Genomic DNA, 14,614 nt, shown 5'->3' with positions numbered 1-14,614 from the left:
GGGTCCGGCCCGGAGGTCAGAGCCCGGCCGGGTCGTCCAGGACGGCGCGCAGACGGGCGACGCACTCGGCGACGAAGGCCGGATCGCTCTCCCAGTAGTACGGCACCCCGCTGATCGCCACGGCCACCGCCCAGCCGCAAGCCCGTTGCCACGTCTGCTCGTCGACGCCGAGGGCGGCACGGTAGGCGTGGCGGGCGGCGGCCGGCACGTCCCACAGCGGGGCGTGCTCGGCGTCCGGGAAGCCGATCGACAGGCAGCCGAAGTCGATGATCGCGTGCAGCCGGCCGTCCCGGACCAGCAGGTTGGACGGCTTCAGGTCGCCGTGCAGCCACACCGGGGGCGCGGACGGGACGGGCAGGGCCAGCGCGGCGCGCCAGACGGCTTCGAGCCGGTCCAGGTCCAGGTCCAGGTCCAGGCCCTGGCCGAGGCCGCGGCCCTGGCGGAGGCCGGGGCCCTGGCGGAGGCCGGGGAGGGCGCGGGCCTGCGCGAAGGACGCGCCGATCGAGTCGGCGCAGGCCGCCAACTCCCCGCCCCGGTACCACTGGAGGCCGTGCCGCTCGTCCTCGGGCGGCAGCGGGACGGCGTGCAGGGCGCGGACCGCCGCCGCCAACTCCGTCCCGAACGCGGCCCAGTCGGCCACCGACTCCTGGCCGGCCTCGGCGCCCTCGATCCACCGGTACACCGACCACGGCAGCGGGAACCCGCCGCCGGGCCTGCCCCGGTGCACCGGCTCGGGCACCACGCACGTCAACTCCGGTGCCAGGCGCGGCAACCAGACCTGCTCCTTGCGCACCGCGTCGGCCGTCCCCGGCGTGCGCGGCAGCCGCACCAGCAGGCCGTCACCGAGCCGGAACATCCGGTTGTCGGTGCCGGACCCGGCCGCCCGGACGGGCAACTCGGCCCACTCCGGCCGCTGTTCCGCCAGCAGACGGCGGACCAGTAGTTCGTCGGTCGGGATCTCGTCCTCGTGCAGTGTCATGCCTCCGAGGATTCAACACACACCCGTGCCGAAGCGAACGAAATACCCCCGGGGCCGGGGGAGGCTCCCGCCGCGCGCGGCCGGTCAGGCCGTCGGGAGCGGGAGCAGGCCGCGCTCGGCGAAGACCTCCTTGGCGGCGAGGGTGGCGTTCAGGGCACGCGGAAAGCCGCAGTACACGGCGGAGTGCAGCAGGGCCTCGACGATCTGCTGCGGGGTCAGGCCGACGTTCAGCGCCGCGTTCACGTGCACCCGCAGCTGCGGCTCGCAGCCGCCCAGCGCGGTGAGCATGCCGAGGGTGACCAACTGGCGATCGCTCGGCGCGAGTTCGGGGCGGGCGTAGATCTCGCCGAAGCCCCAGGCGGCGACCTGGTGGGCGAGCTCCGGCGAGACGTCGGACAGCGCGGCGAGCACGTTCCGGCCGGCCTCGCCGTCGATCCGGCCGAGGACGTCGAGGCCGTGGTCGAGGCGCTGCTGCCGGGTGGTGGCGGCGTCGGTGTCGGTCGCTTCGGTGCTGGTCATGGCGGTGGTCTCCGTTCGTGGGTGCGGGGTGAACGGTGCAGACCGTAGGAGTTGGAGTGCGCTCGAACGCAAACGCGGGTCGGGCCTCGTTCAGGGCCGGAGGAGTGCGCAGAAGCGGTCCAGGGCGAGGTCGGTGCGGTGGCGGTCCCCGGTGGTGGTGAGGTCGAACAGCAGGCCCCGGACGACGGCCATCACCAGGGTGGGCGTGACGGTGTCGCCCGGGCCTGCGGTGATGCCGCGGAGCGTGCTGCCGAGGGTGTCGAACCAGCCCGTGATCGCCTCGGCCCGGTCCGGGTAGTTCTCCGGGTGGACGAGACCGTCGGCGTGCACCTCGAAGAACAGCCGGACGAACGGGGCGCGCTCCGGGGCGCTCATCCAGGCCCAGATGGCGCGCAGGTGCTCCTCCGCGGAGGCGGCCGTCGGCGGGAGCTGTTCGGTCAGCCGGTGCGCGCCCCGGCGGCGGGCCTCGGCGAGCACGGCGGCCACCAGCTCCTGCTTGCTGCCGAAGTCGTAGAGCAGCATTCGCGGGCTGGTGTCGAGCGCCGCGGCCAGCGGGCGCAGGCTCAACCCGGCCAGGCCGTGCGCCAGCACGTAGTCGGTCGCCCGCGCCAGGGTGGCCTCCCGGCGGTCCGGGTTCGGCGGTCGTCCCACGGTGAACGTCCTTTCTTCGCTGCGGAGTTGAACGTGCGTCAATATATGGTACGACTGTTTCAACAACGAGAGGGGACAGTCATGCACACCCGGGCACTCGTGCTGGGCGCCGGAGGCCTCGTCGGCACGGCCTGGACGGCCGGACTCGCCGCCGGACTGCGCCGCAGCGGGCTCGACCCGGCCGACGCCGACCTGTTCGTCGGCACCTCGGCCGGCGCGATCACCGCCGCCCTGCTCGCCACCGGCCGGCACCCCGACCACCTCGCCACCCCGCCCCGCCCCGTCGGCGGCACCCCGCCCCGGGTGGACGGACGCCGCCTGGGCGAGGCGTTCGCCGTCCTCCGCGACGCCGCCGCGAACCCGGACGAGGCCCGCCGCCGGGTCGGCCGGATCGCGCTCGCCGCCGAGACCGGCCCCGAACAGGCCCACATCGACCGGATGCACGCCATGATCGGCACCGACCGCTGGCCGTCCTCGCGCGAGCTGCTGATTCCCGTGACGGACGCCGAGACCGGTGCCCAGACGGTCTTCTCCCGCACGAGCGGCGCACCGCTGGCCGCCGCCGTCGCCGCGAGCACGGCCTTCCCGGGCATCTACCCGCCGATCACCGTCAACGGCCGCCGCTACCTCGACGGTTCGCTGCACTCCGCGACCAACGCCGCACTCGCCACCGGGGCCCGCACCCTCGTCGTGGTCGACCCGCAGGCGCACCTCTTCCCCCGCGAACTGCTCCACCGCGAACTGGCGGCCGCAGCTCCCCACACCGCCCTGACCGTCGAGCCCGACCAGGCCTCCCTGCACGCCTTCGGTCCGGACCTGAACGACCGAACGGCCTGGGCCCCGGCCTACGCCGAGGGCCTCCGGCAGGGTGCGGACACGGCCGAGGAGTTCCGCCTCGCCTGGACGGCCGGAGCCGACGCGGACCGAGGCTGACCAGCCGCGGGCGGCCCGGCCGACCGGACAGTCGGCGGCGGCACCGCGGAAACCGTGTCGCGGCCGGCGGCGATGGCGGCGTGCGACGGTGACCGCCATGACGTCCGATCAGATCGTCCAAGCCCGGCGCCTGGTGAACGACCGCTTCCCGGACGCGCTCGCCGCCGTTCTCGCCGGCTCGGCGGCCTCGGGGCGCGCCACGGCGTCCAGCGACCTCGACATCGCGGTCCTGATGCCGGAGGACGGCGCGACCTACCGCGAGACGGTGCGCTTCGAGGACCGCGTCGTCGAACTCTTCGTCCACACGCAGACCGGCCTCACGGACATCTTCGCCGTCGACGCGGCCTCGCGCCGCGCGGTCGCCCAGAGCATGTACGCCACCGGCCGGGTGCTGCTCGACCCGCACGGGCACGGCGCCCGGGCCCGGGCCCGGGCCCGCGCGAAGGCCGACCTCCTCGACGGGCCACCGGCCCTCGACCCGGAGGCGGTCGATACGAAGCGGTACGGACTGACCGACCTCCTGACCGACCTGACCGACCCGACAGACTCGACAGCCCTGACCGACCCGACAGCCCCGACCGACCTGGCGGACACGCGGGACCGGATCGAGGAACTGGCCGTCGCCGGCGCGGTCCTGAGTGCGGCGGCCGACCTGCTCTGCGACCACCGCCGCGCCTGGGTCGGCAGCGGCAAGTGGTTCGCGCGACGCCTCCGGGAAGCGGACGGGACGCTGGGCCAGGCCCTGTTCGAAGGCCACCGCCGGCTGTGCCACTCCGGCGACCCGGCCCTCCTGGCCAGGGCAGCCGAGCAGGTGCTCGACCTCGTCGGCGCCCCGCTGTCCGTGGGCTGTCGGAGGACCTGGCGGGGCGTCGCCGAGTCGGCCGCCGGGCGTTGAGCGACGGCCGCCGGGCGTTGAGCGTCGGTCGGGCCCGGGCCGCGCAGGGGAGCGCCCCGCCGGACGGGGGTGTCGGTCCGGCGGGGCGGGTGGAGGCGGGGCGTCAGGGCTTGAGGATCAGGCGGATCGGGTTGCGCTGCTTGGTGTGCAGGCGCTCGACGGCCTCGGCGGCCCGGTCGAGCGGGAGGACGTCGCTGACCGAGCGGGAGAAGTCGAGGCGGCCGCCGGCGGCGAGGGAGATCAGCTGCGGGACGGCGGTCTCGCCGGAGCCGTAGTGGCCGAGGATCTGCTGCTGGAGGTAGGAGAAGCGGACGCTGTTGGTGACCGTCAGCGGCTGGTCGGTGAGGCCGACGAGCACCAGTCGGCCGTGCGCGCCGAGGACGGTCATCGCCTGCTCGCGGACGGCGGGCACGCCGGCGAAGTCGAAGGCGGCGGCCAGGCCGGCCCCGCCGGTCGCGGCGCCGATCTTCGCGGCGAGCTCCGGGTCGGCCGAGTCCAGGACCAGGTCCGCGCCGAAGGCGAGTGCGCGTTCGCGGGCTGCGGGGGAGGGGTCCACGGCGACGATCGGGTTCGCGCCGATCGCCCGGAGCAGCTGGACGCCGTGCGCGCCGAGACCGCCGACACCCCACACGCCGACCGGCTCGGCGGGCCGCACCTGGCCGGTGGTGGTGATGGCGCCCCACGGGGTGGAGACCGCGTCCGGGATGATCGAGCCCTGCTCGAACGAGATCGACTCGGGGAGCGGGATCAGGGTGTCCTTGCGGGCGAGCGCGTACTCCGCCCAGCCGCCGTCGTAGTCCACGCCGCGCGTCCAGGTGATGCCGTCGCGCTGCTCGCCGGCCTGCAGGACGACCCGGTCGCCGACCTGCCACTTGCCCGCTTCCGGGCCCAACTCGGCGACGGTGCCCGCGACTTCGTGCCCGAGGGTGACGCTCTCGCCCGGGAGGTGGAGCGGGGTGAGCGAGCCGTCGATCAGGTGGACGTCGGACAGGCAGACGCCGGCCGCCTCCACCTTGATGAGCACCTGGCCGGGGCCGGGGACGGGACGCTCCACCTCCTCGACGCTCAGCTTGCGGGTGGGCAGGTGCAGGCGGACGGCACGCATCCGGGCCATGGTCGATCCTCTCCGGCCGACGGCGGACTGTCGGCGGCCTTGTTGCCGCAGCGCCCTGCGCGGATAGCGAGGGCTATCGAGGGATATCGAGGGATATCGCAAGGCGACTTGCATTGCCGAGGCTACGACGCCGTGCGCGGCAATGCAAGGAGGCCTGCGTTAGGCTTCGGGGGTGTCGAGCGACAAGCAGAACGGACCTGCGGAAGGCGAGGCCGGGCCGGCCGCGCCACTGCGGCGGCGCGGTGCAGCCATGCGGCGGGCCGTGCTCGACGCGACCGTACGACTCCTCGCCGAGGGCGGACTCGACGCCGCCAGCGTGTCGGCCGTCGCCGCGGCCGCCGGCGTCCACGAGACCTCCGTGTACCGCAACTGGGGCACCCGCGAGCGGCTGCTGCTGGAGGCGCTCGCCGACTGGACCGACCACGCGCTGCCGCTGCCCGACACCGGCACCCTGCGCGAGGACCTGCGTCAACTCCTCACCGCCCTCGCCGCGTTCCTCGACACCCCGGAGGGCCCCGCGCTGCTGCACCTGAGCATCGCCCCGGCCACCGCCGAGACCCGCAGCCACCGCGACGCCTACTGGGCCGCGCGGCTGGAGCGCGCCGAACTGCTGCTGCGCCGGGCCGCCGAACGCGGCGAGATCCGGGCGGACACCGACCCCCGGGCGGCCGTCGAGGCGCTGATGAGCCCGCTGCTCGCCCGCCACCTGCTGCTCGGCGAACCCGTCACCCCCGCCTTCCTCGACTCCCTGGTCGACCTGGTGCTGGACGGCCTGTCCCCGCGCTGACCCCGGCCCCGCCGAGGCTGGCCGGCGAGTGGTGCGCGGCGCTGCCCGAAAGGGCACGTACCCGGACTCCCGGCCGCCGCGCACTGCCCTGAGATGCCTTTGTGAAAATTCGGAGTCCGAGGCATCGGATTTGTGTGCGCCTTCCCGTAGCCTGAACCGCGCAATCCGCCCCACACGCCCCATGCCTGACATGTCGTCAGTGCATCGCTGCCCCCTGCCTTGGAGCCGCCATGAGTTCCGACCGTTACCACTGGGACCGCTCGCACCCCGGCCTGACCGCGCTGCGCGAGGCGATAGAGCCCGTGCGCCAGGAGGTCGTCGGCCACCCCATCTACCAGGAGCTGAACTCCCTGGAGCGGGTCCGGACCTTCCAGGAACGCCACGTGTTCGCGGTCTGGGACTTCATGTCGCTGCTCAAGTGCCTGCAACGGCAACTGACGTGCGTGGAGCTCCCGTGGCTGCCGAGCGGCCCGACGGCGAGCCGGCGACTCATCAACGAAATCGTCCTGGTCGAGGAGAGCGACGAGCTCGGCGACGGCTACATCAGCCACTTCGAGCTCTACCTCGACGGCATGGCCCGGGCCGGCGCCGACACCGGCGCGGTGACCGAATTCCTGCGCCTGCTCGGCACCGGCACCGCGGTCGCCGACGCGGCGAAGCAGGCCGAAATACCCGCCGCAGCCGCCGAGTTCATGGCGGTCACCTGGGACATCATCGAGAACGCGCCGGTGCACTGCCAGGCCGCGGCCTTCGCGTTCGGCCGCGAGGACCTGATCCCGGAGATGTTCGAGCAGGTCATCCGGATCGAGGACGCGGACAACCGGCTGACCGTCTTCAAGGACTACCTCGCCCGCCACATCGAGGTGGACGGCGAGCAGCACACGCCGATGGCCATGCAGATGCTCATCGACCTCTGCGGCGACGACCACGAACGCTGGACCCAGTGCGCCGACACCGTCCAGCGCGCCCTGGCCGCCCGCGTCGCCCTCTGGGACGGAATCCTCGCGGACTGCACCGCCTGAGCCCCGACCGCCCCGCCCCCGCCGGGCGCCGGCCCCCGCCGGCCGCCCGGCGGCACCGCCGAGACCCCTCTCGGGGAATTCTCGGCGGTGCCAGCCGGATGACGAGGCCTCGTGCCGACCTCGGCGCGGCAGTTGCGCCGGGGTACTGCCCAGAGGGCCTGGCCGGTTCCGGGCCCCGCGACGCGGCCTGTCCCCGCGCCGTCCCCGGCCCGGCCGTCACCGCTCGGCGGGCGTGCCGGTGGGACGGCCGGCTCGGTGCGGGCGCACCGCGCGGAGGGTATGCCGGGGGATGACCGACGCCACGGACTTCGATGCCGCCGCGACCGCGATTCCCCTCAGGACGGCTTCCCGGTTCACCGACGGCCGACGTCCGGACGCCGCCCCTGCCGTCCGGCTCGTCGCCCGGCCACGTGCTGACCCACCTCGCCCGCAACGCCAACGGTGGTCGCCGGCTGCCGAGTTGGGCTCAGCCCGGTTCGGAGACGCCCGAGTGTCCGAGCCCCACAGCACACGACCCGCAGACCGAGGCGGGCACGGGCCGCAGCGCCGACGCACTCCTGCCGAACTGTGCGTCACCGCAACCGCATTCGAGGCCGAGTTACCGGCGGACGCCGCCCTCGACCGGCTCCGCGCCAACGGCTTCGACGTCCACAATCAGGACGCCGCCCCTACCCGCCCCGGTCGACCCCGCCCGCGCAGGGTACGGCCATGCTTTCGCCGGCCGGACCACCTCGCCCGTACCCTCCGACGAGGCTTGCACCACATCCAGCTCTGGCTCGCCCTCATCGGCGGATGCTCGGCTGGCACTGGCCTGTCACTCACTCCACTGAACCCACCACCCGGACAGATTCAGTGGCGACCTCTCAGATGCCGTCGCCGCCACCGGAGTAGGCGCTGTAGCCGTACGAGTCGCCCTCGGATCGGGCGACGGTCTCCCTGGTGGCACCGCCGCCGAGCAAACCGGCGCGAGCGGCGAACTCCGGCACCAGCAGACGCAGCGCCCGGCGTCCGTGAAGCGCGACGAGGAGCCCGATCTCCCCCGGCCCGGCCGGGGTGGCACCGGGAAGGGGATGCAGGCGTCGCATCTCGCGCAACAGCTGGTGCCCGGCCACCGTCCGCGCCGGGGCGCACAGGACAGCGAGCGAGAGCACGGCCAGGGGCAGACCCGTCCAGAGGGCTTCCTGCGCCGCGATGGCCACGGCCGCACCGCCCGCTGCAACGCCCAGCAGGCCGTCCGCCCGCCCCCTGACGGGCAGCCACCGCAACAGCCCCGCACCGACAAGCCCTGCCACCACGCACACGAGACCGATCGATCCCATCACACCCCCCGTCAACGGACAGCAGACCCTCCCTGGTCCACCCCCGGAAGAACGACACGGCCGGACGGCCACCGCTCAGCATTCAGGCCCCATCCTGCGCCCGCTGCACACCACTGGCACTTCGCCGGGACCATCACCTGTCACCACCGACAACACGACGAAAACCTCAGTAGGTGCCGCCCGGGCCCGTGAGTTGCCGACATACCCCGCTCGCGCGGGGAGGGAGGACCTGGCACGCCTCGGCCTCCGCAGGGACAGAGCGGCGTGCACCAGTCAAAGACGTGCCCGTGGAGGGACGTTGAGAGGAGGCCACTGCTCGGCTCGGCGACCGGGTCCGCGGGAGAGGGAGCCCCGCAGCGACGCCGTAAAGTGCTCCGTGTGCCTCCGCTTGAGATCTCCGACCTGATCACCGCAGCCGACCCGGCCACCGGACGACGGCTGCCGGTTCGGCGCGCCGAGGTCGTCGAGCGGCTGCGCGCGCACGGCGACCCGTGGGCCGCCAGGATCGTGGCGGGGCTGCCCGCCGACCGGGACGGAGTGCTGGACGGGGTCGCCGTGGACCGGCTGCTGATCAGCGTGCACACCGAGATGCAGCGCCTGAGCGAAGAACTGCGCATCGGCGACCGCCTCGTCCACCTGCTCCGACCGCTGTTCACCGCGATCCGGGCCTCAGGTGTGCCGGGGCCGTATCGCCTGGTCGACATCGGCTGCGGGCTCGGCTATCTGGTCCGTTGGCTGGCGGCCACCGGCGCCCTTGCTCCGGACGTCGAACTGCTGGGGGTCGACCTCGACGCGGCGCTGGTCGGCGAGGCGGCGCGTCTGGCCCGGGATGAGGAACTGAACTGCCGCTTCGTCCACGGCGATGCCTTCGCGCTGCCGGAGGCCGCCACCGTGTACGTGTCCACCGGCGTGCTGCACCACTTCCCCGAGCCGGCGCTGACGGAATTCTTCGCAGCCCAGGGAGCCTCCCCGGCCCTGGCGTTCTGCCACTACGACATCGCCGCGACCGGCCTCGCCCCCGTCGGCGCGTGGATGTTCCACCGCGCCCGGATGCGCCACCCGCTGGGCCGACACGACGGCGTCGCCTCCGCCCGACGGGCCCACAGCGACGAGACCCTGCTGCGGACCGCCGCAGCCTCGGGCATGCGACCACTGCTCTACGAGCCCCGACGCATCGCCAACCCCTTCTGCACCACCCTGCGCCCGGTCCTCGGCCTGCGCCCGCACCTGGAAGCACCCCTGCGCCAGGCCCTCGGCCGCTCCTCCCGCCGGCTCCTGGGCCCCGAACAACTCGCCCAGGTCGGCCGATGACACCTGCTCTGCCACTGGCGGTACTCGGCGCAATAGACGCGGCGTTCAGCGGTTTCCGCGCCTATGCCGGCCGCGACGCCCGCATCCGCAAACATCGGGCCAACGCACGCGCCGCCCTGCGCGGACTGGCGGTCGGGACCGTCCTGCTGCTCGCCCCCGCAGTGACCGCCGTCCTCCACCTGCTCACCGCCGCCGACCCGCAGCGCGCCTACGCCACGCTGACCGCCGGCGGCTCGGGCTACCTGCTCCCACTCACCCTCTACGCCACCGCGGTCCTCCTCTCGCTCGCCGCCTACCTCCTCCTGCCGTTCCGCGCCAGCACCTTCGCCATGGTCATCGGACTCGGCCCGCTCACCCTCCTGCGCCCACTCGCCATCGCCGCCGCCTGCCTCGGCGCGCTCCTCAACGGCGGCGGCTGGCCCTCCCTCCTGGTCGGCGCAGTGGCGGGCGCAGCCATGCTCTCCGTCGAGCCCCTCGTCCACCACCACTGGTACCGCCCCGCCCACACCGTCACCGACCATTGACGGCGCTCCTCACCACCCCGGCGGCGACGTCACCCCACCTCCCGGCCGGCCCGGCGCCGGCCCGCATCAGGCCAACAGGCCGAGCCGCGTGGGATGCCGCGACCGGTGCACGTTCGCCTGTACCGGGTTGCGTGCCTTCACGTATACGCCGACACCCCCGCTCGCGCGGGGAGGACGGGGGAGGGCACCTTGCGGGTGGCGCACAGACCGGCAGACCTCCGCTCGCGCGGGGAGGACGCCCGCACCCTCTGCGTCGGGTTGAACATCGCTGGCCGACCCCCGCTTGCGCGGGGATGACGGGACGTCGAGCTTGGGCACCGCGCGGCCGAACAGCTGACCCCCGCTCGCACGGGGAGGACACCGGCTTCGGCGATGATCAGATCTGGTTGATGATCCGTCCGCCGAGCTGTTCGAGGAACTCCTGCAAGCTCGCTGCGGCGACGTCGAAGTCGTCGAACCAGGAAGCCGTGGCGGACTTCCAGATCTGCCCGCTGTCGCCGATCGCGAACAGGTGGCCGCCGCCGTCGCTGGCGAATACCAGTGCGATCCACTCGCCGTCGATCGGTGCGGGGCCGTACTCGCGGAAGTGTTCCGCCACCGCAGCGGGTGAGTGGATGAAGTACCCGCTGTCGACATCGGGCAGGGAAGCCTCGCTGATCACCCAGTAGAGCGTGGTCAGGTCGGAGGGGATCGGCGTCAGCTCCACGAGCGCGCTCGCCGTTCGGTGGCTGTCGTCAGTTGCGAGTGCCACGGCGTTGTCTCCGGGCGGGAAGCCGTGCGTCGGAAGAAACGATCGCGTCAGCCTCGTCAGCGCCGCATCGGCCCACTCCCGCCAGGATCGGACCCAGTCTGCGTCAAGCCGCTCAGCTGGCACGTTTCCCCCGAATGCGTGTCTGGCCCGCCCGCGCGAGTCCGAAAGAACATAGCGGAAGGCGGAGGGCGGGGGCCGTCGAGTAGGCGCCTGTCGCGGTCAGCCGGCCTTCGCCGGCTCCTCGGTCCGTGCCCGGGTCGAGGCGAGGCGGTAGGAATCGGTGCCGGTCTCGATGATGGTGGCAGCGCCCTCGCCGTACCCGCTGGCTGACCCCCGCTTACGCGGGAAGACACCACCAAGCTCTACACCGACGGGGTCTGCCACGGCTGACCCCCGCTCGCGCGGGGAGGACGCCCGGGACCCGGGAGCAGGAGGTGGAGGAGTCGGCTGACCCCCCGCTCACGCGGGGAAGACGGCATCACCGTCCAGTTTCCCGACGGCACCATCCGCATCCTCAACCTCGCAGACGAGATCGTCCTGGCCCATGGCCAGCACCTGGGTCCTGTTGAGGAGCATCTCCACGAGGCGACGACGCCCACGAGTCAGGACGCCTCGCCGTGAGTCGGCACGAACTCACGGGTCGATCCCGGCAGAGCACACCATTCGACCCGCGGGTTCCCACGGAAGAACCTTCAGTTTCCCTGAACCCACGGGGCTCCGGGGGGCCAGCCAAGGTGAGCCCGAAAGTTGTGAGGGGATGATCTCGGTGCATCAGCAGTGCGGTTCGGCGGGGTCATCCCCGGCCGGGGTCGTGCTCGTCCTCCTAGCCGCCCTGGCCGGTCCAGGTGCGGAGGGGTCCGGGCAGGCCGGGCTCGTCAGCGCCGAGCTGGGGGCTCCGCCCTTGAGTCGGCGCAGGCCGGGGATCACGGGTCCACCTCTTCGATCTCGGCGGCGGTGAGGACGGCGCGCTGGGCGACCAGGCGCTCGCGCAGGTCGATCGCCTCGGCGGTGAGCGGGTTTTCGGGCTGGCGGATGCGCGCGGGTACGGACCGCTGCGGCAGGTCGTCCTCGGCGGCGGCGTTCTCCTCGGCTTCGGCGAGCGCCCGGTACACGGAGGCGACGGAGGGATCTTGCCGGCGTTCCAGCCGTCCTTGATGACGAGCTTCCCGGCGATCTCGGAGACGGGGACGCCCTTGGCCTTGAGCGCGAGGGCGAAAGCGGCGGCGACTACCGGGGCAGCGTCCAGCGCGGCAGACCCCCGCTCGCGCGGGGAAGACGAGGAGCCGGGCCGGGCCGTGGTCGTCACCGACGGCAGACCCCCCTCGCGCGGGGAAGACCGGTAGGCCACCTGCTGCATGTAGGCCACGGCCGGCTGACCCCCGCTCGCGCGGGGAGGAGCACCCAGACCACCGCGGTGTCCACGCCGCGGGCGGCTGACCCCCGCTCGCGCGGGGAGGAGGCCTGCCCCGCTCGAACGCCCGCCCTAGACCCCGGCTGACCCCCGCTCGCGCGGGGAGGAGGCTGACGCGGGGAGACCAAACGTGACCGACAAGGGCTGACCCCCGCTCGCGCGGGGAGGAGGCTGACGCGGGGAGACCAAACGTGACCGACAAGGGCTGACCCCCGCTCGCGCGGGGAGGAGTCGGACGGCTCGCTCGCGCGCGCGTCCCTGTCCGGCTGACCCCCGCTCGCGCGGGGAGGAGTCCGCGCTGCGCCCGGTGGTGCGCTTGCCGGACGGCTGACCCCCGCTCGCGCGGGGAGGAGCGGTACAGGCCGTCGTCGTGGAGGACGGTGAGCGGCTGACCCCCGCTCGCGCGGGGAGGAGGACTGTGCCGCACTGCTGACAGGGCTTGCGTGCGGCTGACCCCCGCTCGCGCGGGGAGGAGACGACCTGGACCAGGCGGTCGCCGTCGTACATCGGCTGACCCCCGCTCGCGCGGGGAGGAGTCGAGCGGCGGGCCTCCCTGGCCAGCACGGCGCGGCTGACCCCCGCTCGCGCGGGGAGGAGTCAATGTGGCGTCACACGTAAGTCACGTGTGACGGCTGACCCCCGCTCGCGCGGGGAGGAGGCTTCACGACCTGCAGCGTTATGACGGCTTTGCAGTTTCTTTACCGTCTCCGACTGTTGGTGGAGGCTCAGGTATCAAGGAGCGGCATGCGGATGCATCGTGTCACGACGCTACGACAACGCGAGGCGCCAGCCTCCCCAGCCGAGGCACCAGAAGAGCTCCCGTGCGCGTGCGGCACCAGATCGCAGCTGCATGACCCAGACCACCACACCACCCGCTACCGTTGGGCCTGCTGCCCGCCACCACCGCGGCCACCACCGAGGAGGACCAGGTGACCACCCAACCCGACCACCAGAACCCAGCCCCGGCCAGGCCAGCCACCCTGCACGAACTCCGCACCGCCCTGTCCCGCTACGGCCTGCCCGGCGACCGCGAGAACTTCGAGCGGGACCTGGCCGCCGCCCTCGACGCCTCCCCGATCGGCGACCTCGCCGCCGTCACCGAAGTCGCCGCCACCTACCGCCACCGCCTAACCCTGCGCACCAGCCCCCAGGCCATGGACGCCCTGGCAGCGCCGATCGGCGGCCAGCACTGGACCCCGGCCGGCGACGTCTTCGCCCGCCTGCGCGCCGCCGGCAACGACCGGTGACCGACCAACCCGAACAGCCAGCACCGCTGCACGTCTTCCTCTCCGACACCGCCGAACACACCCTCGCCGCACTGCGCCCCGGCGAGCTGGACGTGGTGGAGAAGCTACTCGAGCGCCTCGCGATCCACCCGCGGCTCGGCATCCCGGTGCCCGGCGGCACCGACCCCGAGGTCGACGACTACACCGCCCGCACCGACCCGGCCGCAGACACTGGCGACCGCATCAGCCTCGTCTACCGCGTCCACTCCTCTTCCCTGTCAAGTTCTGCGTGTTGATGTCTCACTCGTGGGCTGGGGACTGCTCCAGCTGGCTAGGAGGTCGAGAGTTTCGGCGTCGCGGCTGCCGGGCGGGACGGCGCAGAGGATGAGGTAGAGGCCGTCGTCGGCGGTGAGCTGGGTGGTCTCGTAGGTGAAGGTGAGGTCGCCGACGAGGGGGTGGTGGATGCGCTTCGCGCCGGCGCGGTGGTGGCGGACATCGTGGCGAGCCCACCGCTGGCGGAAGGCGTTGCCGCCGCGGGTGGAGAGTTCGCCGATCAGGTCGGAGAGCGCCTTGTCGTGGGGGTTGCGTCCGGCTTCGGCGCGCAAGGTGGCGACGTTCTGGTCGGCGACGGCGGCCCAGTCGGGGTAGAACGCGGTGGCGGCCGGGTCGAGGAAGGTGAAGCGGGCGGCATTCGCTGGGCGGGCGGGGCTGTCGAAGACGGGGGCGAACAGGGCGCGGGCGAGGGTGTTGCCCGCGAGGAGGTCGAGGCGGGCGTTGCGCAGGTAGGCGGGGACGCCGCTGATCGTCTCGACGAGGTTGCGCAGGCCGGGGCGGACGGGCTGCCGGGCAGGCCGGGCCGGTCCAGCTGGGCCGGTGGCCGCGGCGTTGGCGGCACGGACCAGGTCGAAGAGGTGGGCGCGCTCCGCGTCGTCCAGGAGCAGGGCGCGGGCGATGGCGTCGAGGACGGCGTCGGTGGCGCCACGGGCGTCGCCCCGTTCGAGGCGGGTGTAGTAGGGGACGCTGACGCCGGCGAGCTGCGCGACTTCCTCGCGGCGCAGGCCGGGGACGCGGCGGGTGCGGTCCAGCGGAGAGGGGGTGAGGCCGGCCTGTTCGGGGGTGACGCGGGCCCGGCGGGTGGTGAGGAAGTCGCGGATCTCGGTGCGTCGGTCCAT

17 protein-coding genes and 1 CRISPR repeat array are annotated in these 14,614 nt (G+C 73.4%); of the genes, 8 read left to right on the top strand and 9 right to left on the bottom strand.

Features of this window, described 5'->3' with window-relative positions:
* Positions 1–16 precede the first annotated feature (16 nt).
* The 3 genes from ACFV4P_RS13445 to ACFV4P_RS13435 form a co-directional block, all read right to left on the bottom strand.
* Positions 17–979: an aminoglycoside phosphotransferase family protein gene (locus tag ACFV4P_RS13445; RefSeq protein ID WP_380470519.1), complete on the bottom strand. Its 963-nt coding sequence runs from the start codon at positions 977–979 to the stop codon at positions 17–19.
* Positions 980–1,063: 84 nt separating this feature from the next.
* The gene (locus ACFV4P_RS13440) at positions 1,064–1,498 is read right to left on the bottom strand and encodes a carboxymuconolactone decarboxylase family protein (RefSeq protein WP_380470517.1); all 435 of its coding nucleotides are present in this window, start codon (positions 1,496–1,498) and stop codon (positions 1,064–1,066) included.
* A gap of 90 nt (positions 1,499–1,588) precedes the next feature.
* Positions 1,589–2,149, bottom strand: a complete 561-nt coding sequence (locus ACFV4P_RS13435; RefSeq protein ID WP_380470515.1) for a TetR family transcriptional regulator — start codon at positions 2,147–2,149, stop codon at positions 1,589–1,591.
* Positions 2,150–2,230: 81 nt separating this feature from the next.
* Between ACFV4P_RS13435 and ACFV4P_RS13430 the strand changes: the two genes are divergently transcribed.
* Both ACFV4P_RS13430 and ACFV4P_RS13425 read left to right on the top strand, forming a co-directional pair.
* On the top strand, positions 2,231–3,082 hold the full coding sequence (locus ACFV4P_RS13430; protein WP_380470513.1) for a patatin-like phospholipase family protein: 852 nt from the start codon (positions 2,231–2,233) through the stop codon (positions 3,080–3,082).
* Between the two features lie 97 nt (positions 3,083–3,179).
* A complete protein-coding gene (locus tag ACFV4P_RS13425; protein WP_380470511.1) occupies positions 3,180–3,977 on the top strand; it encodes a nucleotidyltransferase domain-containing protein in 798 nt (265 codons plus the stop codon).
* A 103-nt stretch (positions 3,978–4,080) separates the two neighbouring features.
* Here ACFV4P_RS13425 and ACFV4P_RS13420 read toward each other — a convergent pair whose 3' ends face one another.
* Complete coding sequence (locus tag ACFV4P_RS13420) at positions 4,081–5,091, bottom strand: zinc-binding dehydrogenase (protein ID WP_380470509.1); 1,011 nt, start codon at positions 5,089–5,091, stop codon at positions 4,081–4,083.
* A gap of 250 nt (positions 5,092–5,341) precedes the next feature.
* Between ACFV4P_RS13420 and ACFV4P_RS13415 the strand changes: the two genes are divergently transcribed.
* Together ACFV4P_RS13415 and ACFV4P_RS13410 are read left to right on the top strand one after the other, a co-directional pair.
* Positions 5,342–5,878 (top strand): TetR-like C-terminal domain-containing protein, encoded by a 537-nt coding sequence (locus tag ACFV4P_RS13415; RefSeq protein WP_380470768.1) that lies wholly within the window; start codon positions 5,342–5,344, stop codon positions 5,876–5,878.
* 230 nt (positions 5,879–6,108) lie between these two features.
* A complete protein-coding gene (locus tag ACFV4P_RS13410) occupies positions 6,109–6,900 on the top strand; it encodes a DUF3050 domain-containing protein (protein ID WP_073815608.1) in 792 nt (263 codons plus the stop codon).
* 863 nt (positions 6,901–7,763) lie between these two features.
* Here the strand turns inward: ACFV4P_RS13410 and ACFV4P_RS13405 are convergent.
* Positions 7,764–8,192, bottom strand: a complete 429-nt coding sequence (locus ACFV4P_RS13405; protein ID WP_380470507.1) for a hypothetical protein — start codon at positions 8,190–8,192, stop codon at positions 7,764–7,766.
* Between the two features lie 405 nt (positions 8,193–8,597).
* On the opposite strand from ACFV4P_RS13405, the gene ACFV4P_RS13400 reads away from it, so the two are divergent.
* Positions 8,598–9,530: a class I SAM-dependent methyltransferase gene (locus ACFV4P_RS13400; protein WP_380470505.1), complete on the top strand. Its 933-nt coding sequence runs from the start codon at positions 8,598–8,600 to the stop codon at positions 9,528–9,530.
* Positions 9,527–10,054, top strand: coding sequence for a hypothetical protein (locus tag ACFV4P_RS13395; protein WP_380470503.1), 528 nt, complete (start codon positions 9,527–9,529; stop codon positions 10,052–10,054). The genes ACFV4P_RS13400 and ACFV4P_RS13395 overlap by 4 nt, the downstream gene beginning before the upstream one ends.
* A gap of 376 nt (positions 10,055–10,430) precedes the next feature.
* On the opposite strand, the gene ACFV4P_RS13390 is transcribed toward ACFV4P_RS13395, so the two are convergent.
* From ACFV4P_RS13390 to ACFV4P_RS13380, 3 genes are all read right to left on the bottom strand, one after another.
* Complete coding sequence (locus tag ACFV4P_RS13390; RefSeq protein WP_380470501.1) at positions 10,431–10,805, bottom strand: hypothetical protein; 375 nt, start codon at positions 10,803–10,805, stop codon at positions 10,431–10,433.
* 459 nt (positions 10,806–11,264) lie between these two features.
* The gene (locus ACFV4P_RS13385; RefSeq protein WP_380470500.1) at positions 11,265–11,387 is read right to left on the bottom strand and encodes a hypothetical protein; all 123 of its coding nucleotides are present in this window, start codon (positions 11,385–11,387) and stop codon (positions 11,265–11,267) included.
* 341 nt (positions 11,388–11,728) lie between these two features.
* Positions 11,729–11,917: a hypothetical protein gene (locus ACFV4P_RS13380; protein ID WP_380470498.1), complete on the bottom strand. Its 189-nt coding sequence runs from the start codon at positions 11,915–11,917 to the stop codon at positions 11,729–11,731.
* A 136-nt stretch (positions 11,918–12,053) separates the two neighbouring features.
* A CRISPR array of direct repeats spans positions 12,054–12,874; the repeat unit is 29 nt; unit sequence CGGCTGACCCCCGCTCGCGCGGGGAGGAG.
* Between the two features lie 223 nt (positions 12,875–13,097).
* On the opposite strand from ACFV4P_RS13380, the gene ACFV4P_RS13375 reads away from it, so the two are divergent.
* Positions 13,098–13,463 (top strand): hypothetical protein, encoded by a 366-nt coding sequence (locus ACFV4P_RS13375; RefSeq protein WP_380470496.1) that lies wholly within the window; start codon positions 13,098–13,100, stop codon positions 13,461–13,463.
* Positions 13,460–13,738: a hypothetical protein gene (locus ACFV4P_RS13370; RefSeq protein ID WP_380470494.1), complete on the top strand. Its 279-nt coding sequence runs from the start codon at positions 13,460–13,462 to the stop codon at positions 13,736–13,738. The genes ACFV4P_RS13375 and ACFV4P_RS13370 overlap by 4 nt, the downstream gene beginning before the upstream one ends.
* On the opposite strand, the gene ACFV4P_RS13365 is transcribed toward ACFV4P_RS13370, so the two are convergent.
* Complete coding sequence (locus ACFV4P_RS13365) at positions 13,721–14,614, bottom strand: helix-turn-helix transcriptional regulator (RefSeq protein WP_380470492.1); 894 nt, start codon at positions 14,612–14,614, stop codon at positions 13,721–13,723. The two genes, ACFV4P_RS13370 and ACFV4P_RS13365, sit on opposite strands and share 18 nt — an antisense overlap.

The organism is Kitasatospora sp. NPDC059795, assembly GCF_042732175.1.
Classification (GTDB): Bacteria; Actinomycetota; Actinomycetes; order Streptomycetales; family Streptomycetaceae; genus Kitasatospora.
This window is presented reverse-complemented; position numbering and strand designations above follow the sequence as displayed.